At 42.9% G+C, this 18,373-nt stretch carries 15 protein-coding genes; 3 read left to right on the top strand and 12 right to left on the bottom strand.

Features of this window, described 5'->3' with window-relative positions; translation table 11 throughout:
• Window positions 1–9 precede the first annotated feature (9 nt).
• The 3 genes from RCG24_RS05025 (at window position 10) to RCG24_RS05015 (ending at window position 1,976) form a co-directional block, all read left to right on the top strand.
• The gene (locus RCG24_RS05025; protein ID WP_308078474.1) at window positions 10–615 is read left to right on the top strand and encodes a cytochrome (ubi)quinol oxidase subunit III; all 606 of its coding nucleotides are present in this window, start codon (window positions 10–12) and stop codon (window positions 613–615) included.
• A 2-nt stretch (window positions 616–617) separates the two neighbouring features.
• Window positions 618–923: a cytochrome o ubiquinol oxidase subunit IV gene (gene cyoD / locus RCG24_RS05020; RefSeq protein ID WP_202651432.1), complete on the top strand. Its 306-nt coding sequence runs from the start codon at window positions 618–620 to the stop codon at window positions 921–923.
• A 171-nt stretch (window positions 924–1,094) separates the two neighbouring features.
• The gene (locus tag RCG24_RS05015) at window positions 1,095–1,976 is read left to right on the top strand and encodes a COX15/CtaA family protein (protein WP_308078473.1); all 882 of its coding nucleotides are present in this window, start codon (window positions 1,095–1,097) and stop codon (window positions 1,974–1,976) included.
• 123 nt (window positions 1,977–2,099) lie between these two features.
• Here the strand turns inward: RCG24_RS05015 and RCG24_RS05010 are convergent, their stop codons facing one another.
• The 12 genes from RCG24_RS05010 to RCG24_RS04955 form a co-directional block, all read right to left on the bottom strand.
• The gene (locus RCG24_RS05010) at window positions 2,100–2,462 is read right to left on the bottom strand and encodes a hypothetical protein (protein ID WP_308078472.1); all 363 of its coding nucleotides are present in this window, start codon (window positions 2,460–2,462) and stop codon (window positions 2,100–2,102) included.
• A 434-nt stretch (window positions 2,463–2,896) separates the two neighbouring features.
• Window positions 2,897–4,384 carry an aldehyde dehydrogenase family protein gene (locus RCG24_RS05005; protein WP_308078471.1) on the bottom strand — a complete coding sequence of 496 codons (1,488 nt, stop codon included), beginning with the start codon at window positions 4,382–4,384 and terminating at the stop codon, window positions 2,897–2,899.
• A 292-nt stretch (window positions 4,385–4,676) separates the two neighbouring features.
• Entirely contained in the window at window positions 4,677–6,173 is a 1,497-nt protein-coding gene (locus RCG24_RS05000; protein ID WP_308078470.1) for an aldehyde dehydrogenase family protein, read from the bottom strand.
• A gap of 29 nt (window positions 6,174–6,202) precedes the next feature.
• On the bottom strand, window positions 6,203–7,276 hold the full coding sequence (locus RCG24_RS04995) for an ABC transporter substrate-binding protein (protein ID WP_308078469.1): 1,074 nt from the start codon (window positions 7,274–7,276) through the stop codon (window positions 6,203–6,205).
• Complete coding sequence (locus RCG24_RS04990) at window positions 7,273–8,082, bottom strand: ABC transporter permease (RefSeq protein WP_308078468.1); 810 nt, start codon at window positions 8,080–8,082, stop codon at window positions 7,273–7,275. Before RCG24_RS04990 ends, RCG24_RS04995 begins: the two co-directional genes overlap by 4 nt.
• A gap of 1 nt (window position 8,083) precedes the next feature.
• Window positions 8,084–8,887 carry an ABC transporter permease gene (locus RCG24_RS04985; RefSeq protein WP_308078467.1) on the bottom strand — a complete coding sequence of 268 codons (804 nt, stop codon included), beginning with the start codon at window positions 8,885–8,887 and terminating at the stop codon, window positions 8,084–8,086.
• Window positions 8,872–9,993, bottom strand: a complete 1,122-nt coding sequence (locus RCG24_RS04980; protein ID WP_308078466.1) for an ABC transporter ATP-binding protein — start codon at window positions 9,991–9,993, stop codon at window positions 8,872–8,874. The genes RCG24_RS04985 and RCG24_RS04980 overlap by 16 nt, the downstream gene beginning before the upstream one ends.
• A gap of 127 nt (window positions 9,994–10,120) precedes the next feature.
• A complete protein-coding gene (locus tag RCG24_RS04975; protein WP_308078465.1) occupies window positions 10,121–11,323 on the bottom strand; it encodes a saccharopine dehydrogenase family protein in 1,203 nt (400 codons plus the stop codon).
• Window positions 11,324–11,637: 314 nt separating this feature from the next.
• The gene (locus RCG24_RS04970; RefSeq protein WP_308078464.1) at window positions 11,638–13,008 is read right to left on the bottom strand and encodes a putrescine aminotransferase; all 1,371 of its coding nucleotides are present in this window, start codon (window positions 13,006–13,008) and stop codon (window positions 11,638–11,640) included.
• A gap of 193 nt (window positions 13,009–13,201) precedes the next feature.
• Window positions 13,202–15,016, bottom strand: a complete 1,815-nt coding sequence (locus RCG24_RS04965) for a sigma 54-interacting transcriptional regulator (protein WP_308078463.1) — start codon at window positions 15,014–15,016, stop codon at window positions 13,202–13,204.
• 174 nt (window positions 15,017–15,190) lie between these two features.
• Complete coding sequence (locus tag RCG24_RS04960) at window positions 15,191–17,200, bottom strand: YhgE/Pip family protein (protein ID WP_308078462.1); 2,010 nt, start codon at window positions 17,198–17,200, stop codon at window positions 15,191–15,193.
• Window positions 17,201–17,360: 160 nt separating this feature from the next.
• Window positions 17,361–18,311, bottom strand: a complete 951-nt coding sequence (locus tag RCG24_RS04955; RefSeq protein WP_308078461.1) for a ribose-phosphate diphosphokinase — start codon at window positions 18,309–18,311, stop codon at window positions 17,361–17,363.
• Window positions 18,312–18,373 lie beyond the last annotated feature (62 nt).

The raw sequence follows: 18,373 nt of genomic DNA, 5'->3' as shown, positions 1-18,373 counted from the left end.
TTTGAGAACATGTCACAAACTATTTCTGCCCATGTTTCTGACCAGAACCACGGTCATGTTGACCAGGAAGGTCTAAAGACATTAGGTTTTTGGATTTTCCTTGTTACTGACTGTCTGTTATTTGCCACTTTTTTCGCTGCCTATGCGGTGCTTCGGACCCACACAGAAGGCGGCTTTTCGGCAAAAGATTTCAATGTACCTAACTTTATAATTGAAACATTTATTCTGTTGACCAGCTCGTTTACAAGCGGTCTGGCAGTCTTATCGATGCATAAAGGGAATAAAAAAGGGCTGATCCGCTGGCTGATCGTCACACTACTTTTAGGCGCGGCGTTTGTTGGGCTGGAAGTGAAGGAATTTGCCGATCTAGCGGCTGAAGGAGCAACCATCTCCCGAAGCGCCTTCCTTACTTCTTTCTTTGCTCTCGTCGGAACACACGGAGCCCACGTCACTTTTGGAATTTTTTGGATGATTGCCATCCTCTTTCAACTATCCAAAAGAGGAATTACTCCAGTGACGACAAGAAAAGTTTCCTTGGTCAGCCTTTATTGGCACTTCCTGGATGCGGTATGGATTTTCATCCTGACAGTTGTTTATTTAATGGGGGTGATGTAACGATGTCGAACCAAGAACATACAGCTTCAATCAAAGCCTATGTGACCGGCTTTATTCTTTCCATCGTGTTGACAGTCATTCCCCTTGTGCTCGTTCTGAATCATATGATGGGAAAAGCCGCCCTGACCGTCAGTATTTTGCTCGCTGCTGTCTTGCAATTTGTCGTTCAGTTGTTCTTCTTTATGCATATTCGCGACGGCGAAGGTCCACGTTACAATGTAATGGCCTTAATTCTGGGGATTATTTTTGTGGTAACAATTGTTGCTGGGGCCATATGGATTATGTCGTTTAACTCCCAGGTTCAATAATTGTACGCCTGTTAGCGAGAATTCATCACATATTTCTTGAAAAAATAAAAAAACTAATCAAAATGATTGCTAGGAGCTTCCCTCTTTACCTCATTTGGCGCTAAGGGAAGTTCTCTATTTTATCACTTGTTACACCGGAATATACGGAAATTTAAAAGAGGATGTTTGTTTATGCGCTATTTTTGGCTTTCATTTACGGCGGCTGCGCTGATATTTTTGGTAAATATTATTGGCTTTATTGATACAATGACAAATTCCGCCATGGGCTGTGGAAGTGGCTACCCCTTATGTAATGGGAAGCTTATTCCGGATTTCACTGACTACCATTCGGTAATTGAATACACCCACCGCATTGTCGTGGTTCTTGCCAGTCTTTTTTTATTTGTCGTGTCGGCGATATCGTGGTTCCGCTATAAATCACAGACGATCAAATGGCTGGTGCTGTTTGCCATTGTCGGAATCCTAGGGGAATCTACGCTTGGTGCGCTAACCGTTATTCTTCCGCTGTCTCCGTTCCTTTTGGCGGCTCATTTAGGGATTGCACTTATCTCTTTCTCGGCATTGGCGAATATCTCCTATGTCATTTATCATCAAGAAAAGAACATTCGCCATCAGGGTCGGCTGCCCACTTCCTTTGCGTATATTTCTTGGTTTGTCTTTTTCTTCCTATACCTGGCCATTTATTTTGGTGGTTATGTTTCAAAAACAGGGTCGGGTGGTGCCTTCCGCGGCTTTCCGATTCCGACGGAGCACTTTTCCGTGGTGGGGAATGCCTTTTGGGTAGATGTGATCCACCGCCTGTTTGCTTTAGTATTAGTAATCCTATTTGTTATCCTTTTTGCCTATGCGAAAAAGTACCATTTGACTCGTCCGGACCTCTATCGCTTAAGCGGAATTTGTTTGTTGCTCATTGTGCTGCAGGCTTTAAGTGGAGCGCTCTTGATTTATACCCATTTAAGTCTTGGCGCCGTCCTGGTCCATGTATCGATTGTTTCCCTGCTCGTCGCAACCCTAAGTATTATTTGTATTCAAAGCTGGATTAAGCCTGACTGAGCCATAGGGAAAATATATTATAAGAAACAGGAACCAGCTGCCTTGTGAAAATGGGTGATTGGCTCCTGTTTTGTTATCTACACCAGGGACAGAGACATCCAGCTGGTTTGTCGACAAAAGTGGTCAAACAGACAGGTTTCTTCCTGTAAATGCCTGGCTAAGGGTTCTTAATGTGTAGACACGGGCCGCAAAAATGAACAATTCATCGTAGTGATTTCTCACATATTCATCAATAATATCCATCCCCTGTTGAAATTGATTAACCAAGTAATGCGTATATTTCGCATCCCAGGAAAACTGATTGATTCTCTGAAGTTCATCTGCGATAATTTGAAACTTGTATTCCTCGATTAACAGCTTGACCTGATAGACTTTATCGCGATTTAACGAAAAACTATTATTGTTTTCATAGTTGCGCTGGACAAATTTTATAAAAGAATTGATATTTTCAGCCAACAGATTCGCTTTTTGCATTTCAAAGTTCATTTTTCCACTCCCCATTATGTAAACACAAAACACATTGCTAACAAGAGTGTATGTTTTCTTTTTAAGCTATAATACTGATCCAAGGAACAAAAGCGCAAGCGCCCTGGTCAGCGGCGTATGGCCTGGAGCGCTCCAACTGAGATAAAGGAAACACGAAGAGCCAAGTAACTACCTGAATATGCTTCCTAGGCTTTGCGACGAGCTGAACATCAGCTTCGTTGAATAAGCTTTGGCGCAGAAGCAGGAGGCGATTCGATGTTGACTTATCGTAGGGCGGAGAGCGAAGGACACTAGCCGCTAGGGCGCTGGAGCTGGACAAGTCTAACCCGGTAGAAAGTTATCCATAGTGTCCTATTTTATAATTTCCTAAACGAGTGCAAAAGCTCCTCTCAACCTGCTTGAGAAGAGCTTTTTGTTCTATTTTGAAAAAGTGGTTATTGTTTAACGGAAATCCAAACACTTTTAACTTCGGTGTAGTTGTTTAAGGCATAAGAGCCCATTTCACGGCCAATTCCGGATTGTTTATAGCCGCCAAATGGTGATGCTGCATCGAAGGCATTATAGCAGTTCACCCAAACTGTTCCAGCACGAAGGCGATTGGCGATATAGTGGGCCTTTGAAACATCTTTCGTCCATACACCGGCTGCCAGACCATATTGACTGTTATTGGCGCGGTCAATCAACTCATCAAGATCTTCATATGGCAGTGCAGAAATAACTGGTCCAAAGATTTCCTCCTTGGCAATCGTCATTTCATCACGAACATCCGCAAAAATGGTCGGCGAAACAAAATAGCCTTGCTCAAACGGCTTATCGCCACCGGTTAATAACTCCGCCCCTTCATTAAGGCCTTTTTCAATATAGCCAAGAACGCGATTTTGTTGTTCGATCGAAACAAGCGGACCAATTTCGGTATCCGCATGGAGCCCGGCCCCTTGCTTAATTTTTTGCGCGTGGCTTACCATGTCCGCTACAACATTATCAAATTGCTTTTTCTGAATAAATACTCTTGAACCGGCACAGCAAACTTGACCTTGGTTAAACATAACCCCATTAAGAGCGCCTGGTATAGCCTGCGAAAGGTCGGCATCCGGGAGAATGATATTTGGAGACTTTCCGCCAAGCTCAAGCGTGACTCGTTTCAAGGTCTTGGAAGCTCTTTCCATGATAAGCTTACCCACTTCGGTTGAGCCGGTAAAAGCCACTTTATCAACTAGCGGATGATCTACAAGCGGCTGACCTGCCGTTTCGCCAAAACCAGGAACAACATTCACAACCCCGGCCGGGAATCCGGCTTCTTCGATTAATTCTGCTAAGTATAAAGCGGACAGCGGCGTTTGTTCTGCCGGTTTAAGGACGACGGTACAACCGGTAGCAAGTGCCGCACCAAGCTTCCACATCGCCATTAATAATGGGAAGTTCCATGGGATAATTTGACCGACAACCCCAACAGCCTCATGACGAGTGTAGTTAAAAAACGGCCCATTTACAGGAATCGTTTGACCCACGATTTTCGTGGACCAGCCAGCATAGTAACGCATATGTTCAATCGCCAGCGGTATATCAGCAGCTGTCGTTTCTCGAATGGGTTTCCCGTTATCCAACGTTTCTAATTGGGCAAGTTCTTCTTTATTTTCTTCCATTAAATCCGCTAATTTGTACATCAGGCGACTGCGCTCAGCTGCGCTCATTTTCGACCATGGACCATCATCAAAGGCTTTTCTTGCTGCTCTTACAGCACGGTCGATGTCTTTTTCTTCTGCCTCATAGACAGCAGCCAGTACCTCACCAGTAGCGGGGTTATACGTATCGAATGTTTTTTGAGAGAAGCTTTCAACAAATTGACCATCAATGTACAGTTTCTTTTTCCCCAGTAAAAATTTTTCTACCTTTTCTTTTAAATCTACTGTTACTTGACTCAAATGTTCCTTCCTCCCTTGTTAGATCATTGACAAAAGGAATTGACAACGTTTTCAATCCCACCTAAAATACTATCATTAGCAAAAACAAGGATTCAATAAAATTTTGTCCAAATTTTCAGACATATTATAACAGTATTTTTAGACATATGAATACAGTTTCTATGATACTGGTAATTGTTTTTGACATATAGACCTGCTCTATTATCCCCAAAAAAGGAATTTTCAGATAGAACTGGCCTATGAGACACTTTGCAGGGTTTCGGCAAGTATTTTGTCCCACAGACCTTCAAAGCTACATTTTACTAGCAGCTACACCTGTTCCCATCTCTTTTCTTTTAAACCAGCCACTGGGCTGGACATTTAAATTGATATTTACTTGTTTTACCTCTTGGTAGGCCTCAAATCCAAAGGTTCCCAGTTCCCGGCCGATGCCGCTTTGTTTATAACCGCCCCACGGCGCTTCGTTAAAGGTAGGATGGTAGGTGTTAATCCAAGTGATTCCCGCACGCAATTTACGGATTACCCGCTGTGCCTTTGCTCCATCGGAGGTAAATACAGCACCTGCTAGGCCATATTGCGAGTCATTGGCTAGTTTAATAGCCTCTTCTTCCTCCTTAAAGGTTTGAATCACTAATACCGGGCCAAAGATTTCCTCTTTGACAATTCTCATTTCAGGAGTGGTGTTACTGAAAATGGTCGGAGCGACAAAAAAGCCTTTTTCGAACAAGCGGTTGCCACCACATAATAATTGTGCGCCTTCCTCTTTTCCAAGAGAAATATAGTTTAGTACCTTCTCCATATGCGGTTTCGAGATCAGCGGTCCCATTTCTGTTGATGGATCCATCCCATTTCCGACGACAATTTCCTTTGCTCTTTTTACCAGTTCCGGGACAAATCGGTCATATAATGTTTCCTGTAAAATTAGCCGCGAACCGGCAGAACATACTTGCCCTTGGTTGGCAAATATTGCGTACAATGCATAATCAACAGCTGTTTCAAAATCAGCATCATCAAAAACAATATTAGGAGATTTCCCGCCTAACTCAAGCGAAATATTTTTGAGCGTATCAGCTGCGGCTTTCATGATTTTCTTTCCGGTCACTGTCCCCCCGGTAAAGGCGATTTTATCGACCAAAGGATTTCTTGCCAATTCTGCGCCGACAGTCGCCCCTTCGCCAAGAATAAGATTGACAACTCCTGGTGGGAAGCCAACCTCATCTATAATTTCAAATAATTGAATCAAACTTAATGGCGTTTGCTCAGCAGGTTTAATCACGACCGAGCATCCCGCAGCCAATGCCGGTGCCAGCTTTTGTACTGCCATCACTAACGGGTAATTCCAGGGAACAATTTGCCCGGCTACCCCAATCGGTTCCCGCACCACATAGGCTTGAATATCGTCTGGAACATCGTACACCTGCCCAGTCGGTTTCGTTGCCAACCCGGCATAGTATCGAAATTGGTTGACTGCGTCGGCAACATCATATCTGGATTCCCTTAATGGTTTGCCATTATTTAACGTTTCAAGAACAGCGAACCTCTCGATTTCTTCTTCCAGCCGGTCGGCAACCTGCATCAACAGCTCCGCCCTGTTCCTAGCATGAGTTTCCCCCCAGCCATCTTGATAAAAAGCTCTATGTGCGGCCTCAATTGCCGCCATCGCATCCTCAACCGTCCCTTCGGTCACTTCAGCAATTATCTCCTCTGTTGCCGGATTGATTACCTCCCGTACCGCACCACTGCTGCTTAGTACCCACTTACCATTAATATACATTTTTTTGATACTCATACGCTATACACTCCTTTTTAAACGGATATTTAGTCTTGATGCATTTTAAATTCCAGAAATAATTCATTAAAATAGGCGATATTCTTTTTCCCTAAGTCTTCATAGACTTCCAGCTTATCCGTCAATTCCGGAGCTGGATAAAATCGCTTATCCTTCACGACGTCTTTGGGCATATAGGAAAGGGCCTTTTTATTCGGTGTTGAATAGCCCACATATTCGGCATTTTTGGCGGCGTTTTTCGGGTCAAGCATAAAATTAATAAATTTGTGGGCCCCTTCGATATTTTTGACGGTCTTCGGGATAACCATATTATCAAACCAAACGTTAGAGCCTTCCTTTGGAACAACATAATCTAAGTCTTCATTATTAGATATCGTTTCCGAGGCTTCACCAGACCAAGTGAAGCCAACAGCGGCCTCTTCGTTAGCAAGCAAAATCTTGATTTCATCCCCGACGATTGCCTTTACATTTGGCATCAATGAATCTAGCTTTTTCTTGGCCGCAAGTAAATGCTGCTTATTCGTATCATTGAGCGAATACCCCAAACTGTTTAATCCCATTCCAATTACTTCACGGGCGCTGTCAACTAATAGAATTTGATTTTTTAACTCAGGGTCCCACAGGTCGTTCCAGCTGGTTATTTTTTTCCCGCCCAGCATTTTGGGGTTGTAAACAATTCCAGCGGTGCCCCAAAAATAAGGTATGGAATATTTATTGCCGGGATCAAAAGACAAATCCATGAATCGTTGATCAATATGGACCAGATTAGGAAGCTTGGAATGGTCCAAGGGAACGAGCAAACCCTTTTTCACCATCTTCACAATCGTATAATCAGAGGGGATGGCTATATCATAATTCGTGCCCCCCTGCTCGATTTTCGTCATCATCGCCTCATTTGAATCAAACGTTTCATAGATGACCTTGATCCCGGTTTCTTTTTCAAATTTCTTGATTAAATCGGGGTCAATATAATCACCCCAATTATAAACCGTCAGTGTATTACCGCCTGAATATCCTTGAGAAGAGTTCAAATTGGCATTCACCATCAGCAGGGCTGCCGACACGATCACGATCGTCAGAAAAAACTGCAGCAGTTTCTTCATCGTTTTTGAACCCCCAATCCGCTCGCCTTATTATTTCTTAACGTAATGAAGTGATAAATCACCACAAGCAGCAGTGTGACTAAGAACAGTAACGCTGATAAGGCATTAATATTTAAGGAAATTCCCCGGCGGGCTAGGGAATATATTTCTACTGAAAGGGTCGAAAAACCATTGCCGGTGACAAAAAAGGTTACAGAAAAATCATCCAAGGAATAGGTTAAGGCCATAAAAAAGCCGGCAAAGATCCCCGGAGAAATAAACGGAATGATTACCTTTGTTAACACATCCCAGCTGTTTGCCCCGAGATCCCGGGCCGCATCAATCAACGACGGGCTCATTTCCATTAATTTTGGCAGCACCATTAACACTACAATTGGAATGCTAAAAGCAATGTGAGACAATAAAACGGAATAGAATCCGAGTTTCACTCCGGCGATGGTAAACAATATCAGGAACGAAGCCCCGATAATGACGTCCGGGCTGACAATTAACACATTGTTTAATGACAATAACATATTTTTTGTTTGTCTTTTTTTGGCATTATAGATAGCCAAGGCGCCCAATATCCCAAAAATAGTCGAAAAGAGAGCTGAAAGAAGGGCGACAATAATCGTGTTTAAAACAATAATCAGCATCCGAGTATCATGAAACAGTTCGCGATACCACTGCATCGAAAACCCTTTAAAGTCAAACATCGTGTCTCCGCTATTGAAGGAATAAAAGATCAAAAAGAAAATCGGGGCATAAAGGATGAAAAAGATGGCCGCTAATCCTATCTTTGCTAATGGTGATAAATGTTGTCCCATCTTACACACCCCGCTTTCGGGTATTGGTCAGAAACATGAATAAAATCATAATCAGGATTAAAAATACAGCAATGGTCGAACCCATGCCCCAATCCTGAGTGACAAGAAATTGCTGCTCAATCGCTGTACCGAGGGTAATTACCCTGTTTCCCGCAATTAACCGCGTCAGCATGAATAAGGAAAGCGCTGGAATGAATGTCACCTGCCAGCCGGACTTCACCCCGTCAATCGTCAGCGGAAAAATGACCCGATAAAAGGTTGTCCACGCAGAAGCCCCAAGGTCTCGGGCCGCATCCAACAGGGTCGGATTTAATTCAGTTAAACTATTAAAAATGGGAAGAATCATGAACGGAATAAAGATATATACTGATACAAACACAAAGCTGAAATCGGTAAATAAAATTTGCTGTTCCCCCATACCGATGACTTTTAAAATACTGTTTGCCACCCCATATGTACCGAAAATACCGAGGAAGGCATATGCTTTTAACAATAAATTTATCCACGATGGAACAATGATTAACAGCAGCCAAAATTGCTTATGCTTTGTTTTCGTTAATAAATAGGCAGTAGGATAGGCAATTAAAAAAGTGATCCCTGTAATTAAAAAGGCGTACCAAAAGGAGCTTAACGTCATTTTTAAATATACGGCGGTGAAAAACTTTTGATAATTGACGAACGAAAAATTCCCTTCAATGTCGAATAAAGAATAGAAGACAATCAGCAAGATGGGCAAAATGACAAACAGCACAATCCACAAAAAATAAGAAAACGAGTAAAGGCTGCGGCTCAATTTACTTTCCATTGCGCGGAATCCCCCTTATCCGCATAGGTTTCCAAACGGCGGTCGAATTCTTCTTCTGTCTCCCCAAGACGCATAACATGGATCGCTTCTCTATCAAAAGAAAGACCGATCTCTTTCCCCACTTTTGCCTTTTTCGTTGAATGGACAAGCCACTCATTGTCGTCTTTATCGTAGCAGCAGATTTCATAATGGACGCCGCGAAATAGCTGCGAATCAACACGTACCTGGAGTCTTCCCAGTTCAGGGGTGGTAATCTCCAAATCCTCCGGCCGAATGACAATTTCAACCGGTTCATTGGCATTAAACCCTTTATCGTCACATTCAAACTTTTTTCCGACAAATTCAACCAAATAATCTTCTACCATTTTACCCTCGACAATATTGGACTCCCCAATAAAATCGGCAACAAACCGATTAATCGGTTCATCATAAATATCGGTTGGTGTTCCACTTTGCTGGATTTTTCCGTTGTTGATGACAAAAATTTCATCAGACATCGCCAAAGCTTCTTCCTGGTCATGGGTGACGAAAACAAAAGTAATCCCTAACCTGCGCTGCAGTTCCCGTAATTCGTACTGCATCTCCGTCCTTAGCTTTAAATCAAGAGCTGATAATGGTTCGTCAAGCAGGATCATTTCCGGTTTGTTGACAATCGCCCGGGCAATTGCCACGCGCTGCCGCTGACCACCGGACATTTCGCGGATTTCCCGGTATTCATAGCCATCCAAATTGACAAAACTTAATGCTTGTTTCACTTTTGCCTCAATCTCGGCTTTTTTTACCTTCTTAATCCTTAAACCGAAAGCGACATTCTCAAATACATTTAAATGAGGAAAAAGCGCATAATCTTGAAAAACCGTATTCACTTGGCGCTTATTGGCTGGCAGGTGATTAATTTTATGACCATTAAACCAAATTTCGCCTTCAGATGGCTCGGTAAAACCGGCAATCAGTCTTAAAATCGTTGTTTTTCCACAGCCGGATGGACCGAGCAGGGTGTAAAATTTTCCTCGCTCAAGGGTAAAGCTGACGTTATCTAAAACAGGCGGATTATTTCCAAATCGCTTTGTTACGTTTTTGAATTGGATTATTGAAGCAACATTCATAGCGGCCTCCTTTAATCGCTTTGTTATCATTATTAAACTCTTTAAAGCGCTTCCATTTCTTTTCTAACTAGATTGAAAGAATAGCTCCTGCCAGAGGAGCTATTCACTGTTTATCATTTGTTTATAATTAAGCCGTTTTGATAATTGGACTAGTTTTCTTCATCACATACCATTCCATTCCTCTCGCCTGCATGCGCTCTAAGAACGGAACGGGATCAATTTTTTCCGGTGGAATGCAGCCGGTTTCGGTCAACAGCCCTTCGGCAATCATGTCTACCGCGACAACTGGCGGCACGCCTGTTTGCCAAACCGTTGCTTGGAAACCCACCTTTTCATAAATTTCATCATGGTTGGCGATTGTATAGACATACAGTTCTACATTTTGGCCGCCCTTTGTTCCTTTTACATACGCGCCCACACAGGAATATCCATGAATTTTTCCTGCCAATTCAGCAGGCTTTGGCATTGTCGTGACAACGACATCACGCGGCACAACCTCTACCCCGCCAACATTGATCGGCTCTTTACTATCAAGTCCTAAATAACTCAATACCTTCAGTGTATTCACGAAATCCGGGTGAAGCGCATAGCGGAACTCGACATATTCACATCCTTTTCCAATCGACTTTCCGAGGGTTACTGCTTCTTCGTGTTCAACGACATAGCAGTCTAACCAGCCAATTGGGTCGGGAAATTCAAACTCATCCTTATTCGCAAATGGTGTAGGATAATATTGTAAACCGTCTTTAGCAGTCCAGTAATTGGGCTTTGCCAAACACTCCTGAATCGCTGTTTGCGGACTAAAGTAAGCGCAAAAGCCCTCATAATCAACTTCGGAATTATCTCCGTCGAGAATGGTAATCGATTTAACCGTATCTAACTGGTCGGCTGCATATCGAGCCGCAATATTGGAAAAACCAGGGTCACAACCTAACCCCATAATACCTAGCACACCCGCTTGTTTAAATTGATCACCCCAATCCAGTTGCTTTAATAGGTCGTCCGGGCTATCGGAAGCCATGTCAATATAATGGGTCTTCGTTTCGACACATGCTTGCATTACCGAATAATTAAATTCCGGTATCCCTGCGTGAAGGAGTACATTTACATCATCCAAAATAGAAGCAACACTTTTTGTATTACTGGCATCTACCTGGCAAACCTCAATTGTGGCAGAAGACGTCTTTCTTAGCGCTTGCGCAAGCTTCTCCGCCGCCTTTGTCGAGATATCCGCCAGCACCAATTTTGTTAAATATTCTTTTTTGACTACTTCCGATGCACAAACTTGACCTACACCGCCAACTCCTAAAATCACTACATTAAAACTCAAACAGTCGTCCTCCTAAAATTTTTTTACTTCTAGATCCGAATACGAAACAACCAACGTTTTCTAGCTACAATCGTAAGCAATTGTTTCAATTTATATTGCCACTCCCCTTTCAGGTGTTCTCATTCTATTTATATTAAGCCGGTTGAAAATAATTGAGTTCCACTTTTGGCCTAATACACTAAATTAGGATAAAAACTATGGAAAAAACGATATTAAATACCATATATTACTATTATATCACTTGCACAGACTAAAAAGAAGGTATAATTCGTAATATTCAGATAATATCTGTGAAGCCTGTAGACTTTCGCCAATTATGAAAGCACCGTTTGATACTGTGGCTCATTTGCCATTGCTCCAAGATGCTGCTCGACCGCGTTAAGGACCGTATCAATTTGTTCATAGGAGATCACTGCCGGCGGCTCAATTCGGATAACAGTGGCATTGTTCAAGGTACCCCCAACCAAGATGTTGTCAGTAAATAAGCGTTTCGCTAAATCGAAGCCAATTTCATTGTTGGCAAACTGCATACCAATTAACAAGCCTTTGCCCCTTACCGCTACCAGCAAATCGGAATATTGACTTTGAATTTTACCAAGACGGGTTAAAATATATTCTCCTTTCTCTCGCGCCACTTCAGGGATATTTTCCTCAAGAATCGTCTTAATACCAGCAATAGCACCTGCACAGCAGAGCGGATTACCGCCAAACGTTGATGAACCCAACAAGAAAGGATTCTCCTCCAGCTTGCTCCAATGCTGCGGGCGGGCGACCATAGCAGCAATCGGCATAACACCGCCGCCAAAGGCTTTCCCTAAAGTCATAATATCGGGAACAACATCAAAATGTTCAATGCCGAACATCCTTCCAGTCCGTCCCATTCCGGTTTGAATTTCATCGACAATCAGTAGACAGCCGTGCTCATCACAAATTTCCCGGAGACGCTTAAAGTAGTCTTGTGGAGGAACATTCACGCCGCCTTCCCCTTGAATCGGCTCGACGATGATACCGGCAACGGTTTCCCCGGTTGCTTCGAGATTTTTCACCATTTTTTCTATTTCGTCGGCATTGCCATATTCAACATGATAGAATCCCGGCAGAAGCGGCATATACGGTTCACGGAATACAGCCTTCCCTGAAGCGGAAAGTGAGCCGAAGGTTTTTCCATGGAACCCATTGGTCGTGGAAATAAAGCATTTTTTCCCAGTGGCAATTCTCGCCAGCTTAAGGGCCATCTCATTAGCTTCTGTGCCACAATTGGTTAAATAGGAGTATTGCAGATCACCCGGAGTAATCGCGGCAACCAGCTTTGATAAATAACCGCGGAGAGGGTCGATCAGTTCCTGGCTGTGAAGAGCGTATCGTTTGATTTGCGCTTCAACCGCTTTCACCACTTTCGGATTGCGGTGCCCCAGCAGGTAGACGCCATAACCGCCGAGACAATCGATAAACTCCCGGCCTTTTGTATCACGGAATACTGCACCCTCGCCTTCCCATTCGACAAAAGAGAAATCCGTAGAGGCTGCTTTACGATGTTTTAAAATCGCACGATTCACATATTTTTCAAAGTTTTCAACAGAGTCATCGACGATTTGCTGTTTTTCCTCGGTTGAAAGCTCTTCACTTTCAATGAAATGTAAAACATCCTTAGCCAATCTTAAACTTTCTTCTCTCGATTTTTGCATCTTATCCATCCTTTTTTCATATTTTAAAAGTTTCAAATCAATAAAATGCAAGAACCATGCCAAAATAATAGTGCTATAATAGCAAGCTATTGCTTAATGACATTTCTCAAAACTGAGAAGTTTTAAAGATTTACTCTTTCAGTATTTATAGTTTGTCGTTATGAAGCTGTACCTGATCTCCATTTCTCAAATATTAGAAACTTTTCTCATATTTGAGAAGCTCATATTCCTCCAGTTTTCGGTAAAGAGTGGCTAAACTTATGTCTAATTCCTGAGCCAGCAATTTTTTGCCACTCACACTCGTCCCGTATTTTCCAAGTAATTGTGACAATATTCTTTTTTCCTCGATTTGAATTCGTTTTTTCAGGCTTAGCTGGCTGGAAGGCCGATTTGTTTTTTTCCAATTGAGGATCCTCCGGGGAAGACTAGCCGGTGTAATTCTTGTGGTACTCTCCATATTAACCGCATATTCGACGGCGTTTTCCAATTCTCTGATATTTCCCGGCCAAGGATATTCCCGTAAAAGAGCTACCGTTTCCTCCTCAAACTGTTCGACATATTTGTTAGCAATTTTTAAATGTTTTTTTAAAAAATGCTCCATTAGTATGGGAATATCCTCGGCTCTTTCTCTTAACGATGGCATCGTCATCGGGATGACGTTCAGTCGAAAGTATAAATCGGCTCGAAACTCCCCTTCCGAAACCATTTGTTCGAGGTTTTTATTGGTAGCTGCAATGACGCGGACATTAATCGGAATCGCTTTTGTCCCGCCGATCCGCTCAATCTCTTTATGCTGCAGAACGTGCAGCAGTTTTATTTGTAAATGCAGCGGCAAATCACCGATCTCATCAAGAAAGATCGTTCCCTTGTCCGCCAGCTCAAATTTTCCTATTTTCCCTTGGCGGCTTGCCCCGGTGAATGCTCCGCTATCATAACCAAATAATTCACTCTCTAATAACGATTCCGGAATCGCGCCGCAGTTGATCGTAATAAAAGGGCCTTCCCGGCGATTGCCGGCATTATGGATGGCCATTGCCAGTAAACCTTTTCCCGTACCGGTTTCCCCAGTGATCAGAATCGTTGATTTGCTGTTGCAAACCTTTAAAGCATGTTCTTTTACCTTCTTTAACGGGCCACTATCGCCAATTACTTCTCCCATAGAAGAGATGCGTTGCAGGCTCGTCATCGAATAGGCGAGTTTGTGAACATCGGCGCTTTTTCGAAAGGAAGCAACTGCGCCGATAATCCGTTGGTCTCCCCTAATGGGCGAGGTGGATACCAAAAAGTCGGTTTGAACTCCATTAATTTCGTATCTCTCCTCCTTCTCTTTATATTCTATTCCAGTGGTCAGTACCTCTAGCATCGGCGACCCGGGTAAAATATCCGACAAATGGCGGCCAATCAGTGTCTTTCTCGTTTGCCCCAGTAATGCTTCAGCTGTCGGATTCACTTGATTAATGTTGCCAACTTCATCAATTGCGATGATCCCTTCGTGAATCGATTCAATAATCGTGTTGAGTTGTTTGGTGGTCAACTGCAATTTTTTAATAGCTTCCTGTTCGGCAATTTTTCCAGCTAGTAATTTTTCCATTTGCCCTAAAAACTCAAGCATATAATATTTATTCTCGATCAATTGTTTTTGCTGCTCCACGGTAAAAGCAAGCAGTCCAATTACGCCAATGGCTTTTCCTTGATAGCGAATCGGACTGCATATTTCGGCAATTTCTTCTGTTTCACTTGTTAACACAGAAGGGTCGTAATGTGGGTCATTTCGTGCATCTTCAATAATAAATGGGCGATTGGTCGTCAGCACTCTGCCATATAAAAAACCAGCCTCTTTAAAGCCATTTTCCTCCTTTTGATTAATCCGTTTTTTGATTTGCCCCGTGCCAGCAACTACCGTCATCGTTTCATCGACAATTTCCGTATCCAGTTTCAAGGCGGCGGAAATCGCTGCGGCAATTTCCTGAACCTGCTCCTGAAACTCCATCAATCGGCTGCTCATCATTTCCCTCCAAACCAGCTCTAAAATATCTAAAACATACCTGCGATGGTTTTCATGAAAGTGTTTGATTAAAATTTCAATATTCGCTAAAAAAAAGAAAATCCTTTTTCTACAAAGGATTTTCATAAAAAACGCTTTCAAAGGGAGCTGACGATAAGTCAGGCATAAAAACCCAGTTTAATCCAATTCGGCTTTAATGGTTCTTAGTCCCTTGAATGCGCGATTTAAAATATATCCGCCAATTAAAAAGATCAGCAAGAATACAGCAAGGATGATGATAATGGTCATTAACCTTGACGCGTTGACCCCGCTTGTAATCATTCTGAGCCCTTCTACGGTGTAGGTCATTGGGAAGAAGGGGGAGAGGACACGAAAGAATTTCGGTGCCGTTTCAATTGGAAAGGTTCCTCCGGAAGATGCCAGCTGAAGAATGAATAGGATAAACACAATCGGCGTCCCAATGAGCCCAATTGCATACGCCAGCCCATACATGATGGAAAAGAAGACCACCGAGATGAACATATTCTCTAGAAAAAATAAAGGCTGATTAACCGTATCAATTCCTATGCCAAAAACAAGGACCAGCGATAAAATCAAAGCTTGGACCATCACTAAAATCGAACCCGAGATAAAAGTTCTTAAATACGTCTTAAGAAATTTAGTTTCCATAACATCTGTCAGTTTGATAAGCGACAAAACCAAGTTCATTAACATCGCCCCCAGCCATAATGACAAGGAAATAAAATATGGAGCGAGTCCCTCACCATAGTACTTTACTTTATTAATCGTTTTATCTTTGATCGCCAATGGATTTTTTACATAGTCGGAAATCCCTTCGACGGTAAAGGTCAGATGATCATTCATTTTTTCGTAGCCGGCTTTTAGCCCGGCTTGCAAGTTTCCGGCTCCTTGATTAGCGGAATCGATTCCGGCATTAAGCTGGTTGGCTCCAGTCTCTAATTTCGTTAATCCTGTCGTCAACTCCGCTGTTTTATTCGCTGCTGTATTTAAGCCCTTTTGCAAATCATGACTTCCAGATTGCAGCTTTTTAGCTCCGTCAAGCAGCTGATTCACTCCTTGAGCTGCATTTTCTAGTGCTTTTGTTCCCTCTGCAACCTTATCGGCACCTCTTTTTAGCTTCTTAAGGAAGCTGACTAAATCTTCGGCACCGGTGGCCGAAGTTGTTAATCTTTTTTCCGGATTTTTGCCATTCAAGGTAGTGTTGAGCTGAGTAACGATTTCTTTTGCGCGGGCAATACTGGCAGGATCGTCCGTTTTTTCTAAAAGGGCGGAAGTCTGGCTGAGCGCCTCCTTTAATTGGCTAATAAGATCTCCTTGCGAAAGATTAGCTTGTTCTATTACGGTGGTCAACTGCTGCAATTCGTTTGAAACCGTATTTGCACCCTCCGTTAGGACAGAGATATCACTTGCACTTTGCGTTATCCCCCTCTTAAACTGTGCCAGGCCACCGACTATTGTATTCAGCCCGGTAGAGAGCTTTGTTTGCCCGGCTGCCACCTTTTCTAACCCATCTTGCAGCTTTTGTGAGCCGTTTGCGGCATTATGAATTCCTGCGGCTAGCTGGGAAGAACCAGCTGCCAGCTGTTTCGTTCCATTTCGCAGGTCATGGGCTCCATCACTGGCAACCTTTAAAGAATCTTTCACATCGTACAAACCCTTTGCCAGCGCCTTCACTGCTTCCTTCTGAATCGTCCCGGTAATTTTCTCTTTTATATTCTCCGCCGCCCTCTGGGACACTTGCGCGAACACATAGTTTTTTCCTTTATTCCCTTCGTAAATAATTGTTGACCGTTCCAGTTTTCCCTTTTTCGATTCGGCAATCTTTTTGGAAAAATCTGCAGGAATGACAATCATCGCATAATAAGTCGTTCCTCTGATTCCCCGTTTGGCTTCATCATACGATACAAAATGCCAGCCGATGCTTTTATTGTCTTCGAGGCTTTCTTGAATTTCCCGGCCCAAATGATAGGTCTTTCCATCGCGAACAACTGGTTGATCCTGGTTAACAAAAGCAACCGGCACTTTGTCAAAACGACTGTAGGGATCCCAAAATGCGCTGAGATAAATTCCTGAATAAAGGAGTGGAACAAAAAGTATCGCAACCATCACGATACAGATAATTCTAAATAAGGCCCTTTTTCGGTCTGTCTCTTTTGTTTCTTCCAAACGATTCTCCCCCTAACAGCGCTGGAAAAGTATTATATGACTGTACTTTTCCCTATTAAAGAGGGTTTATTCGGAGATACAACGGATTTGGTTTACCCGTCGATAGCAAAACGCACGACAGGTTCTTTCTGCCGTGCGTTTTCTTGAATGTAACGAAATCCTATTCAAATAACGGACTTACCGCTTTTTCATTGTGAATTCGTTCAATCGCCTCTACAAGCAGCGGGGCAATCGACAAAGAAGTAATTTTCGAAATGCGCTTTTCTTCTGGCAGCTCAATGGTGTTCGTCACCACTAATTCCTTAAGCGCCGAAGACTCGATGCGGCTGACCGCCTCACCAGATAGCACAGGATGGGTACCGCAGGCATAAACTGCTTTTGCCCCATTCTCAAGCAAAGCATTAGCACCGGTAGTAATCGTTTTGGCGGTGTCCACTAAATCATCGATAATAATGGCATTTTTACCTTCAATATTTCCGACAATGTTCATGATTTCCGAAACATCATGTTCCGGGCGCCGCCTGTCAATTAAAGCAATCGGAGCGTTTAACCAACTTGCCATTTTTCTTGCCCTGACCACACCACCATTATGCGGTGCAACAATGACCACATCGTCCAACGCCTTTTTGACGAAATAAGCTGAAAGAATCGGAATGCCTGTCAGGTGATCCACCGGTATGTCAAAAAATCCTTGCGCCTGGGGAGCGTGAAAATCTATTGTCAGTACTCTGGTGGCCCCCGTCTTTTCTAACAGATCAGCGATTAATCGGGCTGTTATCGGTTCCCGGGATCGTGCTTTTCGGTCCTGCCGGGCATAGCTGTAGTAAGGCATAACCACATTAATCATTTTAGCCGATGCTCTTTTCAAAGCATCAATCATGATCAATAGCTCCATAATATGTGTATTCGTTGGTTCAGATGCAGATTGGATCACAAAGACCTCGCTGCCGCGAACGCTTTCTTCAATGTTGATCTGGATTTCTCCATCACTAAATTGATTAACAGAACATTTCCCAAGCTCACAACCTAAAAGCTTGGCCATTTCCTCAGCTAGTTGTCGATTTGAATTTAATGAGAACATTTTAAAATTCTTTTTTAATATGTAGGCCACCGCATTTCCTCCATGCTATCTATTTTAAGTTTTAATTATCACCAATTTATTATTTTACACGA

Source organism: Neobacillus sp. OS1-32 (assembly GCF_030915425.1).
GTDB classification, from domain to species: domain Bacteria; phylum Bacillota; class Bacilli; order Bacillales; family Cytobacillaceae; genus Neobacillus; species Neobacillus paridis.
The sequence above is the reverse complement of the archived record's forward strand: the minus strand, read 5'-3'. Positions and strand labels throughout refer to the sequence as shown.